The sequence below is a fragment of the Pseudomonas frederiksbergensis genome, assembly GCF_003732275.1.
GTDB classification, from domain to species: domain Bacteria; phylum Pseudomonadota; class Gammaproteobacteria; order Pseudomonadales; family Pseudomonadaceae; genus Aquipseudomonas; species Aquipseudomonas frederiksbergensis_H.
Window position 1 is genome coordinate 297587 of the sequence record NZ_MOBM01000012.1, and the last position, 19103, is coordinate 316689.

General features: G+C 58.3%; 18 protein-coding genes and 1 pseudogene. 9 read left to right on the forward strand and 10 right to left on the reverse strand.

Features of this window, described 5'->3' with window-relative positions; translation table 11 throughout:
- The first annotated feature begins 41 nt into the window (after positions 1–41).
- From BK662_RS09375 to BK662_RS09385, 3 genes are all read left to right on the forward strand, one after another.
- A complete protein-coding gene (locus tag BK662_RS09375; RefSeq protein ID WP_123357825.1) occupies positions 42–668 on the forward strand; it encodes an alanyl-tRNA editing protein in 627 nt (208 codons plus the stop codon).
- 93 nt (positions 669–761) lie between these two features.
- Complete coding sequence (locus tag BK662_RS09380) at positions 762–1532, forward strand: 2OG-Fe(II) oxygenase (RefSeq protein WP_123357826.1); 771 nt, start codon at positions 762–764, stop codon at positions 1530–1532.
- A 1-nt stretch (position 1533) separates the two neighbouring features.
- Positions 1534–2172, forward strand: coding sequence for a LysE family translocator (locus BK662_RS09385; RefSeq protein WP_123357827.1), 639 nt, complete (start codon positions 1534–1536; stop codon positions 2170–2172).
- Between the two features lie 66 nt (positions 2173–2238).
- Here BK662_RS09385 and BK662_RS09390 read toward each other — a convergent pair whose 3' ends face one another.
- Both BK662_RS09390 and BK662_RS09395 read right to left on the reverse strand, forming a co-directional pair.
- The gene (locus BK662_RS09390) at positions 2239–3480 is read right to left on the reverse strand and encodes an OprD family porin (RefSeq protein ID WP_123357828.1); all 1242 of its coding nucleotides are present in this window, start codon (positions 3478–3480) and stop codon (positions 2239–2241) included.
- Positions 3481–3600: 120 nt separating this feature from the next.
- A pseudogene (locus tag BK662_RS09395) lies at positions 3601–4883 on the reverse strand (MFS transporter).
- 275 nt (positions 4884–5158) lie between these two features.
- Between BK662_RS09395 and BK662_RS09400 the strand changes: the two are divergent.
- From BK662_RS09400 to BK662_RS09430, 6 genes are all read left to right on the forward strand, one after another.
- A complete protein-coding gene (locus tag BK662_RS09400; RefSeq protein WP_123357829.1) occupies positions 5159–6106 on the forward strand; it encodes a LysR family transcriptional regulator in 948 nt (315 codons plus the stop codon).
- A gap of 91 nt (positions 6107–6197) precedes the next feature.
- On the forward strand, positions 6198–7001 hold the full coding sequence (locus BK662_RS09405; RefSeq protein WP_123357830.1) for a putative hydro-lyase: 804 nt from the start codon (positions 6198–6200) through the stop codon (positions 6999–7001).
- Between the two features lie 82 nt (positions 7002–7083).
- Positions 7084–7641 carry a hypothetical protein gene (locus BK662_RS09410; RefSeq protein WP_123357831.1) on the forward strand — a complete coding sequence of 186 codons (558 nt, stop codon included), beginning with the start codon at positions 7084–7086 and terminating at the stop codon, positions 7639–7641.
- A gap of 742 nt (positions 7642–8383) precedes the next feature.
- Entirely contained in the window at positions 8384–9613 is a 1230-nt protein-coding gene (locus BK662_RS09420; protein WP_123357833.1) for a type II and III secretion system protein family protein, read from the forward strand.
- A gap of 113 nt (positions 9614–9726) precedes the next feature.
- Positions 9727–10440, forward strand: a complete 714-nt coding sequence (locus BK662_RS09425; protein ID WP_123357834.1) for a tetratricopeptide repeat protein — start codon at positions 9727–9729, stop codon at positions 10438–10440.
- An 18-nt stretch (positions 10441–10458) separates the two neighbouring features.
- Positions 10459–10728: a DUF3613 domain-containing protein gene (locus BK662_RS09430; RefSeq protein ID WP_123357835.1), complete on the forward strand. Its 270-nt coding sequence runs from the start codon at positions 10459–10461 to the stop codon at positions 10726–10728.
- A 522-nt stretch (positions 10729–11250) separates the two neighbouring features.
- On the opposite strand, the gene BK662_RS09435 is transcribed toward BK662_RS09430, so the two are convergent.
- The 8 genes from BK662_RS09435 to cpaB form a co-directional block, all read right to left on the reverse strand.
- On the reverse strand, positions 11251–12219 hold the full coding sequence (locus BK662_RS09435) for a type II secretion system F family protein (RefSeq protein WP_123357836.1): 969 nt from the start codon (positions 12217–12219) through the stop codon (positions 11251–11253).
- 29 nt (positions 12220–12248) lie between these two features.
- Positions 12249–13235, reverse strand: coding sequence for a type II secretion system F family protein (locus BK662_RS09440; RefSeq protein WP_123357837.1), 987 nt, complete (start codon positions 13233–13235; stop codon positions 12249–12251).
- A complete protein-coding gene (locus BK662_RS09445; RefSeq protein ID WP_123357838.1) occupies positions 13232–14671 on the reverse strand; it encodes a TadA family conjugal transfer-associated ATPase in 1440 nt (479 codons plus the stop codon). Before BK662_RS09445 ends, BK662_RS09440 begins: the two co-directional genes overlap by 4 nt.
- Positions 14672–14674: 3 nt before the next feature.
- Positions 14675–15895 carry an AAA family ATPase gene (locus tag BK662_RS09450; RefSeq protein WP_123357839.1) on the reverse strand — a complete coding sequence of 407 codons (1221 nt, stop codon included), beginning with the start codon at positions 15893–15895 and terminating at the stop codon, positions 14675–14677.
- Positions 15889–16383, reverse strand: a complete 495-nt coding sequence (locus tag BK662_RS09455; RefSeq protein ID WP_123357840.1) for a TadE family protein — start codon at positions 16381–16383, stop codon at positions 15889–15891. The genes BK662_RS09450 and BK662_RS09455 overlap by 7 nt, the downstream gene beginning before the upstream one ends.
- Positions 16383–16862, reverse strand: a complete 480-nt coding sequence (locus tag BK662_RS09460; protein WP_123357841.1) for a TadE/TadG family type IV pilus assembly protein — start codon at positions 16860–16862, stop codon at positions 16383–16385. Before BK662_RS09460 ends, BK662_RS09455 begins: the two co-directional genes overlap by 1 nt.
- An 8-nt stretch (positions 16863–16870) precedes the next feature.
- Positions 16871–18211 carry a pilus assembly protein TadG-related protein gene (locus BK662_RS09465; RefSeq protein WP_123357842.1) on the reverse strand — a complete coding sequence of 447 codons (1341 nt, stop codon included), beginning with the start codon at positions 18209–18211 and terminating at the stop codon, positions 16871–16873.
- Positions 18212–18286: 75 nt separating this feature from the next.
- Positions 18287–19096, reverse strand: a complete 810-nt coding sequence (cpaB, locus tag BK662_RS09470; RefSeq protein WP_123357843.1) for a Flp pilus assembly protein CpaB — start codon at positions 19094–19096, stop codon at positions 18287–18289.
- Positions 19097–19103 lie beyond the last annotated feature (7 nt).

The window sequence follows — 19103 nt, forward strand, 5'->3', positions numbered from 1 at the left end:
TTCATATAATAAAAATAGAAACTTTAATAAGAGCATGGAATATGACGCTTCGCCTCTTCTTCCATAGTGATGAGCTCAAGGCCAATGTGGAAGTCCTGGAATGCACACCCCAGGAGAACGAATTCACTGTGGTGCTGCGGGCCACACTGTTTCATCCCCAAGGCGGCGGGCAATCCTGGGATACCGGCTGGATCGGCGAAAGCCAGGTACTGCGCGTGGTTCAGGATCCGGACCGGATCATCCATTTTGTCGACCACCCGGTAAAACTCGGCATGACTCAGATTCGGGTCGACGAGCAACGCCGCCAGTTCAACACGCGCATGCATTCGGCGGGGCACTTGATTGGCCACTTCGTCCAGGCGATGGGCTGGATGCCGATCAAGGCTCATCACTGGCCGGATGAAGGACGTGTCCAGTTCAAGCCGGGTGATAGCGCACAGGAGGTCGATGCCCAAATGATTCAACACGGCATCACGCAATGGATCGCCCATGACCTGCCGCGCCTGACGTCGTTACGCGAAGGTGCCCGGGAAATCGGTTTCGGTGAACTGCCCGCCTACGGCTGCGGCGGCACCCATGTACGGAGCCTGAAGGATTTGGGCACGGTCACGATTGCTTCCCTTTCACAGAAAAAGGGAACGCTGTCAGTCCACTACAGCGTGGATTGAGCATTTGGGCGATGTCGGCCCCGTCATCGCCTGACGCCGGGGGAGCCTGCGTTCGCGGGCTCTGTTGACTATCTGATAGATGGACCTAAAGACATGATGCTTGACGTCGAGCGTCTCGATGAGACGTGCATACAAAAACTGGCCAACGAAGAAGTCCTCGCCATCCGCGTCAAAGGCTTGTTGCCTCGGCCGCTGGCGATCCAGATCGGCGACAAGATCCTCGCCCCCGGCTTCGAAGGCTACATCAACGCGCCGAGTATCGGTCGCATTGGTATGGCGTTTTATGAAGCGGAAAACCAGCCGCTGCTGATCGAGGACTATTTTGAGCGCGCCACCAGCAATATCGCCGAATTGCGCAGCCGTTGTGCGCCCTACTCCTCTCCTGTCGACACGCTGCGCTGCATGCTCGACGAGTCCTGGCCGGCAGGGGCGCATCTGGAGAATCTCTATGGCCGCAAGATGTATGTGGGGCTATCCCGGGTCGTGAAGCCCGGGGTGTGCTTCCTCGCCCATCACGACATTTTCGCCAAGGATGCCCCGGACAGCTTCCAGGCCAGAAGCCTGGAAGCGCAGTTCGCCTGCAACGTCTATCTGAACATGCCGACCGAGGGCGGCGCGTTGCAGATGTGGGATCACGACATTTCCCCGGATCAGTTCGACGAAATGCGTGGCGACAGTTACGGCATCGACCCGGCCTTGCTTGGCCCTCCGACCCTGGAGATTCGTCCTGAGCCGGGTGATTTCATCATGTTCAATTCGCGCTGCATGCACTCGGTGACCCCGGGTGTGGACGACCCGCGATTGAGCCTTTCCTTCTTTGTCGGCTATCGCGGCAATGCTTCACCCCTGACTTTCTGGAGCTGAGATGTTTTCGAATTACCTGGGCGAGTTTCTGGCGCTGGCAACGATCCACTTTCTGGCCGTGGTCGCCCCCGGACCGGACTTCGCCGTGACCATCCGCCAAAGCGTGCGTTTCGGCCGTTTAGTGGGCATCTGCACGGCGCTGGGCATCGGTGCGGGCATTTCCGTGCATGTGCTTTACACCTTGCTCGGCGTCGGCGCGCTGATGCACACCACGCCCTGGTTGTTGACGGTGGCCAAGATCGTGGGGGGTGCCTATATCTTGTACCTCGGCGTGAGCCTGATACGCAGCAAACCCAAATCGGCAATTGAAGGCGACAAGGGTGCAGAAGCGTCAGCGGAACGGCAGACCTTGTTCAAGGCCTTCAGCACGGGGTTTCTGACCAACGCCACCAACCCCAAGGCCACGCTGTTTTTCCTGGCGATCTTCACGACCATCATCAGCGCCTCGACACCGCTGCAGATTCAGGCGCTGTACGGGCTGTGGATGTGCTTCGTGAATGCCTTGTGGTTCGTGATCGTGGCGCTGTTTTTTTCCAGCGCGAGGGTGCGATTGCTGTTCATGCGCATGGGGCACTGGTTCGAACGGACCATGGGGGTGATCCTGATTCTGTTCGCTGGCCGGTTGATTCTGTCGATGTAAAACAAACGGCCCGCACAGTCTGACTGGCGGGCCGTCGACTCATTACTTGCTTGATAGCCCAGACATTTACCAAAGCGCCAGGGTATAGCTGACGATCAAGCGATTCTCATCCAGATCATTGCCAAAGTTCGAACGCACCGACGCGTTGCGCCATTTAAAGCCCAAGCCTTTCAACGTACCGTCCTGCACCACGTAAGCGATATCGGTGTTGCGCTCCCACTCCTTGCCTTCACCCGCAGCACTGCGCTGCACGTTATCCCCCGAGACGTAGCGGGTCATAAAGCTCAACCCCGGTACACCCAATGCGGCGAAATTATAGTCATAGCGCGTTTGCCAGGAGTGTTCGTCAACGTTGGCGAAGTCATTGATCTGCACGAAGTTGACCAGGTACGGATCGCTGCGTCCGATGTACGGAAACGGATCGTCGCCGCTCATGCGCTGGTAGCCGAAGCCCAACGCGTGACCGCCGAGACTGTAGGTAAACATCGCACCGAGAGCCTGATTGTCGAGGTCACGAAAGTTGCCATCTTCGGCACTGCGCGCATAACGCACGTCGCTCTTGAGCGACTGACCGGCCCCCAGATCCAGCAGGTGGATCAATCCGAGGTAGTTTTGCTGGTAGATATTTTCCAGTTTGCCGTAGCGGTACTGCGCTGTCAGGTTCGGCAGGAATTGATAGTCAGCCCCGGCGAACTGGAATTTGTCGCTTTGCCCGCCGATGCGATTGGCAGTCATGTCCTGGTAGTCAGTGGAATCGACAAAATTGATCTGTGTGAGTTGACCGGCGGTGAGCTTCAAACGGTCGATTTCCTGCACATTGACCAGGCCGCCTTTGAAAGTTGACGGCAACAGACGAGTGTCGTTGGAATTCACCACCGGATCCTTGATCTGCAACGTCCCCAGCTTCAGGGTGCTCTTGGACAAGCGCACTTTGGCGGTCAGGCCCAACTCGCCATAGCGATCCTGCGAGCCGCCCGACAAATCCGGCGGCAACAGATTGGTGCCCGCCGTGCCGCCGCCGGAGTCCAGTTTAAAACCGGCCATGCCCAGCGCATCCAGACCAAACCCCAGCGTGCCAGCGGTATACCCGGACTCCATCCGCAACAGAAAACCCTGTGCCCATTCCTCGGCTTTGTCTCGCGAGCCGTCCTGGCGGAAATCGCGATTGAAGTAAAAGTTGCGTGCCTCCAGGCTTCCCTTACTGTCGGCAATGAAATCCGCCTGAGCGGCCGGTGCGCCGAGCAAGCTCAAGCCGAGCAATGTGCCGACCGGGAGGTACAACCGTTGGGTGGAAAGCGAATAGTGCATGCCGTGCTCCTGTTACGGACGCGAGCGAGCCCTCTCGGGGGCGTTGCGATCGCGACCGATGTTTGTCGATTAGCAATGGATCAGCGACGTCTGGGCACAATTGCCCAGACGTGTCGGGGTTCAGGATTCGAGTTGGCGACCGCGGGTTTCCGGCAGGCTTAACGCGGCCAGAATCACCACGCCATAGGCACCGGCAGCGAAGATTCCGATCCCCGTACCAATCGGCAACGTTTCGCTCAGCGCACCGATGAACAACGGAAACAGCGCGGCGATGGAGCGCCCGGCGTTATAGCAAAAGCCCTGGCCCGAACCGCGCATGCGGGTCGGAAACAACTCGGTCAGAAAAGCCCCCATGCCAGCAAAAATGCCCGAAGCGAAGAAACCCAATGGAAAGCCCAGCCAGAGCATCCAGGTGTTGTCGATGGGCAGTTGGGTGTAGGCCAGAACGATCGCCATGGAGCCGACGGCAAACAGGATGAAGTTCTTCTTTCGGCCGATGGCATCGGTCAGCAATGCACTGGTCACATAGCCGATGTAGGAGCCGACGATCACCATCGCCAGATAGCCGCCAGTGCCGAGCACGCTCAGGCCTCGCTCGGTTTTCAGGTAGGTCGGCAACCACGTGGTGATCGCGTAATAACCGCCCAGCGCACCAGTGGTCAGCAACGAAGCGCGCAGGGTGGTACTGAGCATCCGAGGCGCGAAAATTTCGAAGAAGGCCCAACGCGAATCCTTTTCAGGCTTGGCCTTGCGCTCAATGCAGGCCTGCTCGAAGGTGTCCGACTCCTTGACCAGTCGGCGGATTACCAATACGAATAGCGCTGGCACCAACCCGATCATGAACAGCGCCCGCCAGGCCTCTTCCGGTGGCAGAACGCTGAATAATCCGGCGTAGAGCAGTGCCGTAAGCCCCCACCCTAGCGCCCATCCGGCCTGCACCATGCCCACTGCCTTGCCACGATCCTGGGAGCGAATCACTTCGCCAATCAGCACCGCACCCGCCGTCCATTCACCACCGAAACCAAAGCCCATCAAAGTCCGGGCCACCAGCAGTTGCTCGTAGTTCTGTGCCAGTCCGCAGAGGAAGGTGAAGAAGGCGAACCACAGCACCGTCAGTTGCAAGTGCGCACCCGACCGATGCGGTCGGACAGTATTCCGGCGACCCAGCCACCCGCCGCCGAGGCCAGCAGCGTGCAGGTGCCGATCATCCCGGCATCGCCCTTGGAGATGCCCCAGGTGGCGATCAGGGTCGGAATGACGAAACTCAGCATCTGTGTGTCCATGCCATCCAGGGCATAGCCGATCTTGCAACTCCAGAAGGTACGCTTTTCATTTTTCGACAGGGGGCCGTACCAACTGAACGGGCCGGTGCGGCCCGAACCTGAAAGCACGTGGTCAGTCATGGTCTTTTCCATGGGAGTTCCTGCGGCAGCAAGCGAAGATGACGGACACGCCTCATTATTTTTTTGTGAAGGCGTTGTCGTGGGGGGCAGACGCAGTGGCTGCGTCGTGGAGCGGATTCTTCGCGTCAAGGCCAAACTGCGTCAAACGGGAAAAAAACGGGGTTATGCATAAGAAAATTTGATACCCCCGGCGACGAACTCTGGAGTAACAATTACTGCACCCCCACCACGGTTCTCTGTGGAAAAACAGTGAACGCCCTACAACGAGAACCGCCATGAACCTCAAATTTCTCGAAACCTTCGTCTGGGTCGCACGCCTGCAAAGCTTCAGCCTTACCGCCGAGAAAATGTTCAGCACCCAGGCGGCTATCTCCAGCCGGATTGCCTCGCTGGAAGAAGAGTTGGGCCTGCGTTTGTTCGTGCGCGATTCGCGCGGCGTGTCGCTAACGCTGGAAGGCCTCAAGGTGCTCGACTACGCCGAGCAGATGCTCGAGGTTCAGCGAGCGTTGAAACACTCACTGGACAACACCAACCCGCAACAGGGCCTAGTGCGCATCGGTGTGATGGATACGGTGATCCACACCTGGCTCAGCCCGTTGATGTCGACCCTGATGCAGACCTTCCCCGCCGTAGAAATCGAGATCACCGCAGACGCCGCACGCAATCTGTGCGATCAGCTGCAAAAGGGCTATCTGGACATCGTGTTCCAGACGGACCTGATCCGCCACGAAAGTGTGCGCAACCTCGAACTGGCGCACTACCCCATGCACTGGATCGCCGCCAGTAACTCAATCTATGCCCGCCCCTATGCCTCACTGACCGAAATGGCCAGTGAGCGCATCATCACCTTCGTCAAAAACTCCCGGCCGCATCAGGATGTACTCAACCTGCTGCACGCCCACGGCATCAGCACGCCACGCGTCAGTTGCGTCAACTCGGTGTCGGCCATGACCCGGCTGATTCGTGACGGCTTTGGCATTGGCGCCTTGCCGGCCGCGCTGGTGGCCAAGCCCTTGGCCAGCGGCGAGCTGATTCAGCTGGAACCGGGCACTCGCTTGCCGCAGCTGGATGTCGTGGCTTCATGGCGCGCCGGCGTCGGCCTGGAATTGATCGAAAGCATCGTCGACATGAGCCGCCAGGTGGTGTCCCAATACGCAGCGGATGTCGGCCCGCTTAGAATGGTTCCGGCACCCGGTCTCAACCGCCGACGGACTCTTGAATAACTTTTTGTTGTCCGGGGGTAACAACATTCCTGGTTGGACGCCATCGTCATGGTTTTCTAAAAAGGGTCATCGAACCTGAAGAGTTGCCGTGATGAGCCAATCCACCCTGTCTTTCGAACAACTGAAGCACAGCGTTCCACTGGCCCTGCGCCAATGCATCGCTGCCGGACAATATCGGGGCCACACCAGCGGCTTGGCCCAAGGTCGGGTGCAAGCCAATATCGTGATTCTGCCCAATGATTGGGCTAACGAGTTTCTCCGGTATTGCACGCTCAATCGGCAGGCTTGCCCGGTGCTCGACGTTACCGAACCGGGTGATCCGTATTTTCGCAATCTCGGCACAGCCATTGATATCCGCCACGAGGTGTCCCGATACAGGGTCTATCGCCATGGCGAACTGAGCGAAGAACCGTCGGATATCGGGCATTTGTGGCAGGACGATCTGGTGGCCTTCGCCATCGGTTGCTCGTTCTCCTTCGAACAACCGCTGCTGGATGCCGGCATCACCCTCAGGCACATCGATCTGGGGCGCAATGTCGCCATGTACCGGACGAACATAGACACTCGCCCTACCGCGCGCCTGAGCGGCAAGCTGGTGGTGAGCATGCGCCCGATGAAGGCCGCCGCGGCGATCCAGGCGATCCAGATCACCGCACGCATGCCCAACGTCCACGGCGCGCCCGTGCATATCGGTGATCCGGCGCTGATTGGCATCGATTCACTCAGCAGCCCGGACTACGGCGATGCCGTGCCAGTCGAAGCCGACGAAATCCCGGTATTCTGGGCCTGCGGTGTGACCCCGCAATCGGTGGTGCAAACTTCACGTCCGCCGCTGTGCATCACCCACGCCCCCGGCTGCATGCTGGTAACGGATGTTTTGAATAGCGCTTTGTAAATGAGTGCGGGCTCGCGTGGAATAGTAACGTGAGCCTTGGATTAGACTGTTTTCAACCTGATATGGATGCCACGGAAAAACAATGAACACTGCTCAACAATCGATTCGACAGTACATAAAAGCCAAGGACGGTAACCGCCCCCATTTGTTGCGCCAGGCCTTTGCGCCAGACGCGATCCTGGACATGGTCGTGCACACCGGGTCTATCTCGTTTCCACCCCACGTTGAAGGCCTTGGACCTATCGGCGATGTGCTGGTCAGGCGATTCGGCCAGACCTTCGAAAACGTCTATACCTTTTGCCTGGGACTCCCACCAGAACCAGAGGCCAAAACATTCCAGTGCAAATGGCTGGTCGGCATGTCCGACAAGAGCTGCGGCGAAGTCCGAGTCGGTTGTGGTCTGTATGAATGGCAGTTCAGCCCCGAGTCGGGGCTTGTCGAGAGGCTCACTATCACCATTGAGCACATGAAAACCCTGCCGGCGACTGATCTGCACTGCATCATGGAGTGGGTATCACATCTGGATTACCCATGGTGCAGTTCGCAAGCGTTAGTGAACAATGCTCCTGACATAGACACCCTTGAAGAGGTGATCCAGTACCTTACAGCCAATACTCCAATCCGCACCTCGCAAGTGTAGAGCTACACAATCAGTCGTATTCAGCTTCCTGGTCATATCCCGCCAGATGCCATTGTTACTATTGGTCAGCCTTCGAAAAGTACAAACCGGTACGCCTGAAAACGCCACTCAATGAGTGGCGTTTTTGTGAAATGTGCAGCGCAAAATCCAAAGAAAAACTCGCGGGACCGTAAAGCACCCCTTATTCCATCAGCATCCGGCGCAATACCAATGATTGCGTGGCCTGACCGTGGCTTTCAGAAAAAAACCAGTATCTGTATCGAAAGTTTTCGCTCAAAGCATGGCGCTTTGCCTCGGTTGAACTACCTTTCAAACAAGAAGAAGACGTAACGGTTCGAAATGCCACGTTAGGTTCAGCGATCAGATAGCGGAATGGCAAAAGGAGTTACCTCACTATGGTCCTGGCAAGCATTTTCCGGCTCTTTGCTTTGATTGCCGGTTGCTTTTTAGGGGAGTCAGGTCGGCACAAAGTGCCGTCTTTAGCTGCTGTTGCTTTCGAGCCCGAGCCTATCGTTCGGGTCGACAGCTCAGGTATCTGGATCACTAAAAACCGTTATAGCGAAGGTCGCTCGTTGTTCCGTCAGAACAGCGTATTGCACCTGCTTGCATGTAGCACCACGGAATATTGCCGGGGCCATTAGTCAGGGGTCTGGCGGGGTAGAGGGCCGACCAAGGCCCCTTGTAGTGATCCGAGGCAACCTAGTTAGCCTCAAAGATGGCCTATTCAGCGAGGATGCACTTAATGAGCTATCGTACCGTGCCCGCTTTCAAGCGAATTATCCAAGGCCTGTTCTGGACAGGCCTCAGCGTGAATGCGGCTCAGGCCGCGCCGGCCAATTGTTCGCAACTGAATAGTTTGCCGGCAACGTTCGAGGTCGGTCAGGGACTTCAGAACGAACTGCGCGTCCCCGTGCCGGTGACAAAACTGGCGATAGGCGACCCGAAAATCGCCGACGTGCAACCCAGCGGCAACAATCTCGACGCCTTCTTACTCACCGGTATAGCGCCGGGGACCACCAGCCTGATGGTCTGGACCGCCTGTTCGAAAGAACCGCGCCAAAGCATGGTGTTCGTCAAAGGCAGGGCCACCGCGGCGCTGACCAGCGTGTCGACGGTGCCTTCCGAAGACCCGCTGCTGCCAAGCCAGGTGCAGACCGATATCCGCTTCGTTGAAGTCAGCCGGACCAAACTCAAGGAGGCCTCCGCCTCGATTTTCGGCACCCGCGGCAACTTCCTGTTCGGCTCGCCAAGAACCTTGCCCACCATCGGCGGCATTGTCACGCCGTCGGTGCCGGTGAACAACGACATGTTCAATCTCTCGTTTGCTACCGGCAATACCTTGGTGGCGATCAACGCGCTCGAAGGCAGCGGTTTCGCCTACACCCTGGCGCGACCAAGTCTGGTGGCGCTCAGCGGGCAGAGTGCAAGCTTTCTGGCCGGTGGTGAAGTGCCGATTCCGGTGCCCAGTTCCGGCAGCGATAACGTGTCCATCGAGTACAAGGAATTCGGTATCCGCCTGACCCTGACGCCGACCATCGTCGGGAAAAACCGTATCGCACTGAAGGTCGCGCCAGAAGTCAGTGAGCTGGACTTCACCAACGCCGTGAGCATCGCCGGCACCATTGTTCCGGCGCTGACCATACGCCGTACCGACACCAGCATTTCCCTGGCCGACGGCGAAAGTTTCGTCATCAGCGGTCTGATCAGCACCCGCAACAGTTCCCAGGTGAACAAGTTTCCGGGGCTGGGCGATATTCCGATTCTGGGCGCCTTCTTCCGCGATAACTCCATCAACCGTGAAGAGCGCGAACTGCTGATGATCGTTACCCCGCATCTGGTCCAGCCACTGGCTGCCAATGCACAACTACCGTCGTTGCCGGGCGAGCAGCTGCGTAATTACGACCCGAACTTCTACCGCATGTTCTTCCTCGAAAATGGCGATTTCGACAGTCGCTCCGGGCTCTCGCAATGAGCCTGAATCAGACTTGCCTCGACCTCACTCGTAACGGTGACCTTGAGCGCTGGCCGGGCCAGCTTTATTGCCATTGGCCAGGCGTTCAACGTGTTGTAGCCAGAGGACACTCGATGAAAGCAGTCTTTGCAATAGCGGCGACAATAATGCTCACAGGTTGTGCCACCAACGGCCTGTCTTCGCAACCGGCCATCTGTGCCAAGCCTGCCTCAGAGCAAGAGCTGGCCCTGAACCTGGCCGACAACATGGCCAACGAGGGCCGTTTGTATGCCAGCCTGGCGAATCTGGAGGGCTTACCCGACAACCTGGTCCAGGTTCGCCTGCGCAAGGCTCGGGTACTGCGCTTGATGGGGCGAAAAGACGCGGAGCCTTTGTATCGAAGCTTGCTCGGCACCTGTCTGGCCGCTGACGGGGAACATGGCCTGGGCCAGTTGGCCGCGGCCAAAAATGATTACGCCTCCGCGACCACTCACCTTGAGCGTGCGGTGAAGATGGCCCCTACCGACGACAAGATGCGCAATGACCTGGGGGTCGTCTACCTCAATCAGCGACGCATCCCTGAAGCACGCTTCGAGTTCATGACCGCCATGGAGCTCAAGCAGACCGATTCACTGGCGGCACTGAATATGGTGACGCTGCTGATCTATCAGGATAACTGGAAGGCAGCTTCCGAGCTCGTGACCCGCGCCAGCTTGAGTCCTCAGCAAGTCGCAGAGGCTCAAACCCGCGCTGAAAAACTCAAGGCTTCTGCTAAAAAAGCGGTGGCTTCCGAGGGGAATCGCAGAACCGAGGTAGCCGATGCCTCCTCCACTGCTGCGAACAAGTAACAAGTACGAGGAGTCGAGATGAATACCAAGAGGCTGTTGATCGTGTGCATGGCTTGCCTGTCCACCAGTGCCTGGGCTTTTGAACCAGGCCCCTCTTCGAAGGAGCAAAAAGGCACCGAGCAGTGGATGCAGCTACAGATTCGCGGCACCGTTGCTTCACCCAAACTGCAAACCGCTTCGGCCACCGAACGTGACCTGGCCATGCAGCGTTGGATCAATAGCTTCAGCCACCCGATTCCGGAGTTTTTTGACCAGGATACTGCGGGAGAGATGCCCAGCAGTAATTGAGGCGCATCAACGGGTGATCAGTTTCTGGCGTCGTCTAGAGTGGCCTGGCTGCAAAGCCGGGCTAGACGTCGTATGCAGGAAAGCATAGGCATCTACACATTGTCCGAGCCTGGCCGGATTACCCTGGCGCTGCCGCAGGCTGCGATCTTTTGCTCTTCAGCGATCCCTCGGCCATCCAAATAAAAAGATTGCCGGCTTCGCCAGTTCCTACGTCTGACCGAATCGGTGTTCCTGAAAGGGGTATCAGGCAACCATCGATTCCGCCTGATCAGCCTGTCACCGAGCGTATCGCAGCAATCAGCGCCAGGTCGTGATCAACCGATGTATACAAATCTCTGTAGGAGCGGCCGCAGGCTGCGATCTTTTGATTCAGAGACTTGGGCAACAAATTGCCTGTCATCAAAATCAAAAAATCGCAGCCTGCGGAGTTCTTACGGGGAGGTGTAGATCTATGGCTGGACGTGCAAATCAGGTTCAGGAGACAAGGCCATCTGACTCGACAGCACATGCCTCCTGTTCATTTCAAAGCTTCCCGAATGCTCTGAGCACTCCGATCAACGGAGGGCCCACGGCTACCAGAAAGAAGCTCGGCCACAGACAGAAAATCAATGGGAATATCAGCTTGGTACCGATTTTCGCCCCCGCTTCTTCGGCGGCCTGCGTACGCCGGTCACGGAACTCATCGGCATAGATGCGTAGGGTATCGGCCACGCTGGTACCAAAGCGGATGCTCTGCGCCAAGAGGCTGACCAACCCTTGTACGTCTTCCAGCCCGGTCCGCACAGCCAGTTGCTTGAGCGCTTCGGTACTGGGGACGCCGGCGCGGATTTGCGAATTGACCAGCGCCAGCTCCTCAGCCAGCTCAACCTGGCTGACCGACATCTCCTCAGCCACCCGCTCGATGGTCTGCGGCAATGCCAGACCCGACTCCACGCACACCACCATAAGGTCCAGTGCATCAGGAAAGGCGGCACGCAGTCTGCCCTGTCTAGCCTGCTTGCGCTTTTCGACATAAATCGCTGGCAGCAACCATCCAGCAGCAGCAGCCATTGACACCATCAACAACCCCATATTCAGAGAAAGCCTGGAGAACATCGGCAACAACAACAGCGCAAGACCAACCGATATCAGTGGCAACAGCAAGCGCACCGCCCAGTACATCTGTACCGCTGAGGGCGAGCGGTAACCGGCGTGCATTAACAGAGTTTGGGTGGCAGACGTCTGAGCCGCCTCAACCGAGCCAAAACGTTGGCCGACCCGCTCCAGCAATAATTGCAGATTACTCGGAGCGTCCTGCCCGGCGACATTCCCTGAATGACCGCGTTTGATAAGTGCCAGACGACGCTGCACTGGATCCTGCAGTCCCAACACCAGCAACATCACGGTGACGGCCGCTAGCACCGCACTCAAACCAATAACACAGACGAACAACATACGCGCCAGCTGCGCATTGCCCGCCACCTGACTGAATACCCCGAGCAAATAGTCCATGACCTGCACCTCTGAGAAACGAATACCACTCAAACCTGGATCCGGATAATTTTGCGAATCCAAAAAATCCCAAGCAACATGGCGCCGAAAGCCCCGATGATCAACTTGTGGCCAAGCGGATCATTGAGTAGCAAAGGCATATAACTGGGGGTTGTGACCAGGATCACTGCAGCCAACACGAAGGGAATGGCCACCAGCACCCAAGCCGACATGCGTCCTTCAGCAGACAAGGTTTTGACCTTGCGCTGGAAACGGAAGCGCCCACGAATCAGTCGACTCAAACGCTCCAGCACCTCGGTCAGATTACCTCCGGTCTCGCGATGAATGAGGATTGAGGTCACCAGCATCATCACTGTCATGCTCGGCATCCGCTCTAGCAGGCCAAGCATGGCCCGGCGTACATCGTTGCCGTAGTTGATATCGGCAAAGGTCGCGCCGAATTCTTGAGCCACTGGTCCCTTATGCTCCTCAGCCACCAAATGCAAGGTTTCATTGAAGGGGTGACCGGCTCGCAGAGCCCTGCACATGGCATCCAATGCATCTGGCAGGCCCTCCTCAAACGCAGCGAAACGTTTGCCACGGTCACGAGAGATTTTCAGCATGGGTAACCAGAACGCTCCGAGGCTCGCCATCAACGCCATCCACCAGACGGACGAGACCATCCAGATCAAGACACCCGCCCAAGCGCCCAGCACCAACCCGAGCAGCAATACCCTATAGGCCCGGTATTCGTGCCCAGATTGCTCAATCATTTGCGTCAATGTCTCCATAAAGGGCAGCTGCTCAAGCCTGGCCTCCAGTGGTGACAAACGCGTCAGGTATTTCTGCCGCAATACCGTCTGCATGTTGGGCAGATTGTTGGCCTTCTCCATCACATGCAAGCGGCCGCGGATGCGCTTGCGCATCTTGCCGGCCTCGCCGAACACCGGCACCACCACGCCCTGGGACAGCAGGAACACGGCAATAAACACCATGCCGAGGAACATCAGGATGAATTCACTGGGAATATTGTTCATGGCTGCCGTGCCTCCATCCATTCAGGCCTGAACATGTTAAGCGGCAATTCAATGCCGCGCTTGGCCAGCACATCGCGGAAGGCCGGGATCATGCCGCTGGGACGGTATTCGCCGAGCACTTCGCCGTTTTCGCCCATGCCTTGACGGGCAAAGGAGAAGATTTCGGTCATGGTGATGATCTCGCCCTCCATGCCGTTGATCTCCTGCACGCTGACCAGTCGGCGCTTGCCGTCTTCCTGACGCTCCAGCTGAATCACCACATCAATGGCCGAAGCGATCTGCTGCCGCATGGCCTTGATCGGGAAGGTCGCCCCGGTCATCGACACCATGTTCTCAACTCTTCCCAACGCATCGCGCGCGGTGTTGGCGTGGATGGTGGTCAACGAGCCATCGTGGCCGGTGTTCATCGCCGTCAGCATGTCCAGCGCTTCGGCGCCACGCACTTCGCCGATCACAATGCGGTCCGGACGCATCCGCAGGCTGTTGCGCACCAACTCCCGCTGACTCACCTCGCCACGCCCTTCGATGTTGCAAGGGCGGGTTTCCAGGCGCACCACATGGGGCTGCTGCAGTTGCAGTTCGGCCGAGTCTTCGATGGTGACAATCCGTTCGTTTTGCGGGATGAAACTGGACAGCACATTGAGCATGGTTGTCTTGCCGCTGCCGGTACCACCGGAAATCAGCACGTTCAAGCGTCCGCGGACAATCGCCTTGAGCAGCAGGGCTATGGCCGGGGTCAACGTCCCCACCGAGATCAGGCTGTCGGTATTGAGCAGGTCCACCGCAAAGCGGCGAATCGACATGCTCGGGCCGTCGATGGCCAGCGGCGGGATAATCGCGTTGACCCGTGAACCGTCCTTGAGCCGGGCGTCCACCAATGGCGAGGACTCGTCGATACGCCGACCAAGGCTGGATACAATGCGGTCGATGATGTTCAGCAAATGCTGATCATCGCGAAAGCGCACATCGGTCCGTTGCAGTTTGCCGAAGCGCTCGACATAGACCGAGGCATAGCCGTTGACCAGAATGTCGGACACGCTGTGATCGGCCAGCAGCGGTTCCAGGGGACCCAGGCCAAGCACCTCGTCGGTGATCTGCTTGATGATCAATTGGCGGCTAACGGAACTCACCGGCGCCGAATGTTCATCGAGCAAGCGCTGGCAAATATCACGAATCTGCCGCGTGGCCTCGGCCTGTTCAAGGGAGTCCAGCAAGGACAGGTCCATGACCTTGAGCAACTGCTGGTAGATCTTTTCCCGCCACTCGGCCTCCACCGGGGTGACCTGGGTTCTGGTTTCATACAGGACATCCGGAATTGCATGCTCCCACGCCATCAACTCTTCTGCCGGATCCGGGTCACGGCCCAACTGGGTAGCCGACGAAGAGGCGGGTTTACCGGACTGTTTGCGCAAGCGGTTACGAAAGTCGCTGATCATGGGTCATCCCCCGAAAAAACGGTTGAAGGCGCGTTTGAGTAAGCCTTTGTTCCCGGCCACCTGTTGACCGACCAGGTCCTCGGTCATGTCGCGCAGTGCGGCAGTAATCGCTGCCCTCGGCGCATGCAGCCCCAACGGCACGCCAGTGTTCTGACTCTGGCTGACCAGGTTGAAGTCGTTGGGTAATTTCGACAGATTGGTGCAGCGCAGTGCCTCGCCAATGTCTTTGAGGCTGATCGCTCCCGCCTTGTCAAAGCGGTTGACCACTATCTGCAATTGATCCCCGCGCACGCCCAGGTCATCGCGAAGAATCCGCACCAGGGAGCTGGCATCCCGCAGATGACTGACGCTTTGCTGCACCACTACGTACACCCGATCCACCTGTTCCAGCACGGAGCCGGTGAGGTGATCGATTTGCCGCGGCAGGTCGATCACCACCCAGTCATAGCTGGCACGGGCCAACTTCAACAGGGCATCAAGCTGCTCGGGTTGGGCATCCTGCGGTAGACACAGCTCACCGGCCCGACCACCCAGCACATGCAAGGTCGGGCTGAAGTGGCTGCAAAAACCGCGTAGCGCGACGCTGTCCATGCCGTCGATCTGGTGCAACACCTCCAGATGGCTGTGCGACTGCGCCACATCCAGATAATGCGTCACGCTGCCAAATTGCAGGTCCATGTCCAGCAACAGGGTACTGCCACCCCTGGCACTGAGCTGCTGAGCCAGGTTGCAAGCCACCAGGGTTCCGCCGGAGCCGCCCTTGGCGCTCATCACGGCGATCAATTTCCCTTCTGCCCCGCTGCCGGTCCGAACCTCCATGACCAGGCGATTCAAGGCGGCGACCAGCTCTGTCTCGGCGATGGGCTCCGGCAGCACGTCACGGGCCCCCGCTTGCATCGCCAGACGCATGGCCTCCTGCTCGCTCAAGAGCCCGCACACCAACATCGGCGGCCGCTCATGGGCCGGACGCTGTAACAGCGCTGACAACTCTTCGCGCCACAGATGGCTGACGCGCAACAGCAACAGATCGGGCATCCGGTCCAGACCGTAGAGTGGGTCGACATGCCCATTACTTACCAGGCGAGTGCTCACCTCCAGGCAAGGCATGCGTTGGCAGACGCTCTGCAGATCGCGCAAAGCGGTGGCATCACGGCTGCTGATCAGCAACCGGAGCCCGGTTTTGCCGGTCGAGGTGGAGAGCGGAGTTTCCTTGGTATTCAGCATGGCGTGATCTCCCCGGAATCGGAATGACGCCCGAGGCTTTCGCGTGGCAACGTTGCCCTGAAGGTAGGCAAGGTAATAGGCACGCCGAACCCGGGAATAAACAGATTGAAAACGAAGTTTTGCAGGTTCAACTGGACGTAGCGGATGGCACGAAAACCATTGACCCCAGTCGTGTCAGCGGGGTTGGCCACCAGCGCGCCATTTTCATCCAGATAGGTCAACGACAGGTTGCTGGTGGCCAGATTGTTGATCAGCTGGCTCGTACCGGCATCGCTCGCGGCATTGAAGATCGCCCGCCGCAACACCACCGGATCACTGATATTGCATACCGCCGCCAGGCGTGCACCACGCCGCGCAGCTTCATCCAGCGCATTGACCGTGAAGTACAGACGGCCCATTTCCAATACGCCGAACAACAGGGTGAACACCAGTAAACCAACGACGGCGAATTCCACAATATAGGTACCGTGCATGTGTTTGCGATTCATCACAGTGCCCTCATGACGGTCGTGGCGACCAGCGGAATGCTCAGCGCAATTTGACTACCAAAAAATCCTGGAATCGCTCCACTGCAATTGCCACCGCCAATTACCGGACAAAAGTTATAGGTGATGGTGACTCGCACATGGTCGGCGCCTACCGCGGCGACCACTACGTTCGCGGTCGTCAAGCCAGACACCACCGCGGTCCCGGTATTTGCAGGCACACCATAGACCGCCACGTTTTTTGTCTGGGTCTGCAGCGTACTGCTCAGAGCGACCATTCCAAGCGTCGAGTTCCAGGCTTGACTGGCGACAAAACGGTCGGCATCACGACTGGCCTGCAACAGGACGTTGTACTGATAGAGCAAGCGGCCGAACTCACCGAAGGTCAGCAATAGCAACAGCAATACCGGCAGGACGAGGGTGAATTCAACCATGGCAAGGCCTTGCTGGGCCTGTGGTCGTTTGAACGTGTGATGTCTCATGACGCCTCCTACGAGTCTGTGCTCGGAGTGCCGCTGCCGTTGAGATAGGTTTTATAGAGCTGAATGATCTGCGGACCGGAATCATTTGCCGGCGAAGGGCTGGGCACATTGTCGCCTTCGCACTCCCTCACAAACTGTCCGAATATCTGCGCTTGCGTGCCGCCACTACTCATTGGCTGCACCACGAAATAGCAACCAAAACCCAGGACAGGGATCGTAGTTGAACCGCCCTGTTTGCCGGTGCAGTTGCCAACGACGACTTTCAACATCCGACGCTCGAATACCCCATTGCTCTGGCAGCCACTGCCGGCCCCCCCCACACACGCGGCAACACTCGCCTTCCAGTCGTTGTAATCCAGTATGGTGTTGCTGCCGGCGGTGAGATTGCCGCCGCTCGAGGTGACGGGCTGCCCCTTGTAAAGCACCTGCGCCGGGGTGACTGAATCGTTGTAGGTGATCGCGGGATTGCTCGACGACGTCACCAGGTCTGGCGGATAGTTCGAGGCACTTACCGGGCCGTTGTAGATGCCGAAGCGCGTATTCAGGCCTTGAGACGCAGGGCCCACCGTGTTGCCGGGTGAAGTCTGGACATTGTCCCCCACATTGCGGCAGACCGAGCCGCCTCCGGCCAGATCTTCTCTGACCGAACTGCCGCCCGAACCGAAATCGAGCAATTGAAAGTTTCCTGGACCAATGGCGGACGAATTGCCAGCCGCCGACTTCAACACCTGCAAATCACCAAACCGGAAGCCCCAGAACATACCAGCGTTCGGATCGTATTGAGTCGCATCGCCACAGATCATCAACGGTGCAAGATCACACGGCCTAGTAGGGCTAGGTCCAGCAGTGGCGATTGCCGCCACCGCTTTGTTCCCCACGGCGCCGAATGCCTCGGCGAAGTTCCAGAAAAATCCCGTCAGGTTATAGTTCGGTACCGATACTCGGACGTATTTGGCATTCGAAGGCCCGGGATAGGAGAACGGGCCATAAACGAGGCTGGACAGTTCCACCACCGCGAATGCGCCTGGGTTGCCGGCGACAGCCGTGGCCAATTCGGTGTTGCCGGTGGCATTGGCATTTTGCATCAGCGTATTGAGCGCGGCAGTCCGCGTCGTGCTGGCACTGTTGGCACCTCCTACCACCTGGCTCAGGGTTTTGGCACCACTCAGGGCTGCGGCATCCACCGCATTCTGCAGACGGCTCTTGTTCAGCAGCATGTGTCCGCCGTCCAGAGCCAACGCCGCCATCATGAGCATCACCACCAACGTGATCGCCATCAATATGCTCACCGCCCCTCTCTGGCGCCTTGGCGTCGTAGTGAACGGCCGTTGAATACGAAGATTCATCATCAAGCCCTCATTTGCCGATACTGATCCGGATCGGCTCCGCCAATACCTGGGTGTCCAGGCGCCTGTTGCGTTCTGTCAGCGAATATTGACTACTTTGGTTTCGATCCCGCGGATAATGGTGATCGCCCCGCCACCCTCATTGCTGCTGCGCTGCACCACGCGTTTTGGCACCGTGGCGGTGGCCACAGCCATGACCGGTGCGGCAGGCGCAACGGCCGCGATTTTTTTCTCGGAGTTCAGCGGGTTGCGCAGGGTCAGTTGCAATTTCCCCTCCGTTTGCGCCGTGACCAGGGTTTCCGCCTCTGCGGTCGTCATCTCCAGCGTCACTGCACGCACCACCACCGGTTGGGTCTTGTCGGTACCCGCCGTCTGGTCCACTGCCAACACCCGCAAGTTCTCGAGGATGGTCCTGGACACGGCGCTGTTACTGCCGGCGTTGGTGGTTTTGGTCGCCAGCACATCGACCCGGTTACCTGGCAGGAGAAATCCGCCCACGCCGACCACATCGTCCACGCGTACCGATATGGCACGTTTGTCGGTCGCAATCAGCGAGGCCAGGGTGCTGCCACCCAAGTGCTCGCTCAGGCGCGCGCCGCGCATGATGTCGCCCTTCAGAATGTCGAACGTTGCGATCTTGCCCACTGCTTTGTCGCTGGAGTCGAAGGCATCGTCCGGGATCGTGTCCATGGGCATGCGCATGGTCGTGACTTGCTGGGCCTCGACCATCTGCCCGAATGGAATCTCTGCCGTGGCGACCACCACGCTTCGAAGGTGGTCATCCGGGCTGGCATTGAGCCGCGCGCTCAGCCAGGAATCGGCCATCCATGCGGCGCCAAGGCCCATGACCAGGGAAACACCTATCAGGGGAAGAGTACGAGAGCTCATGTCAGTA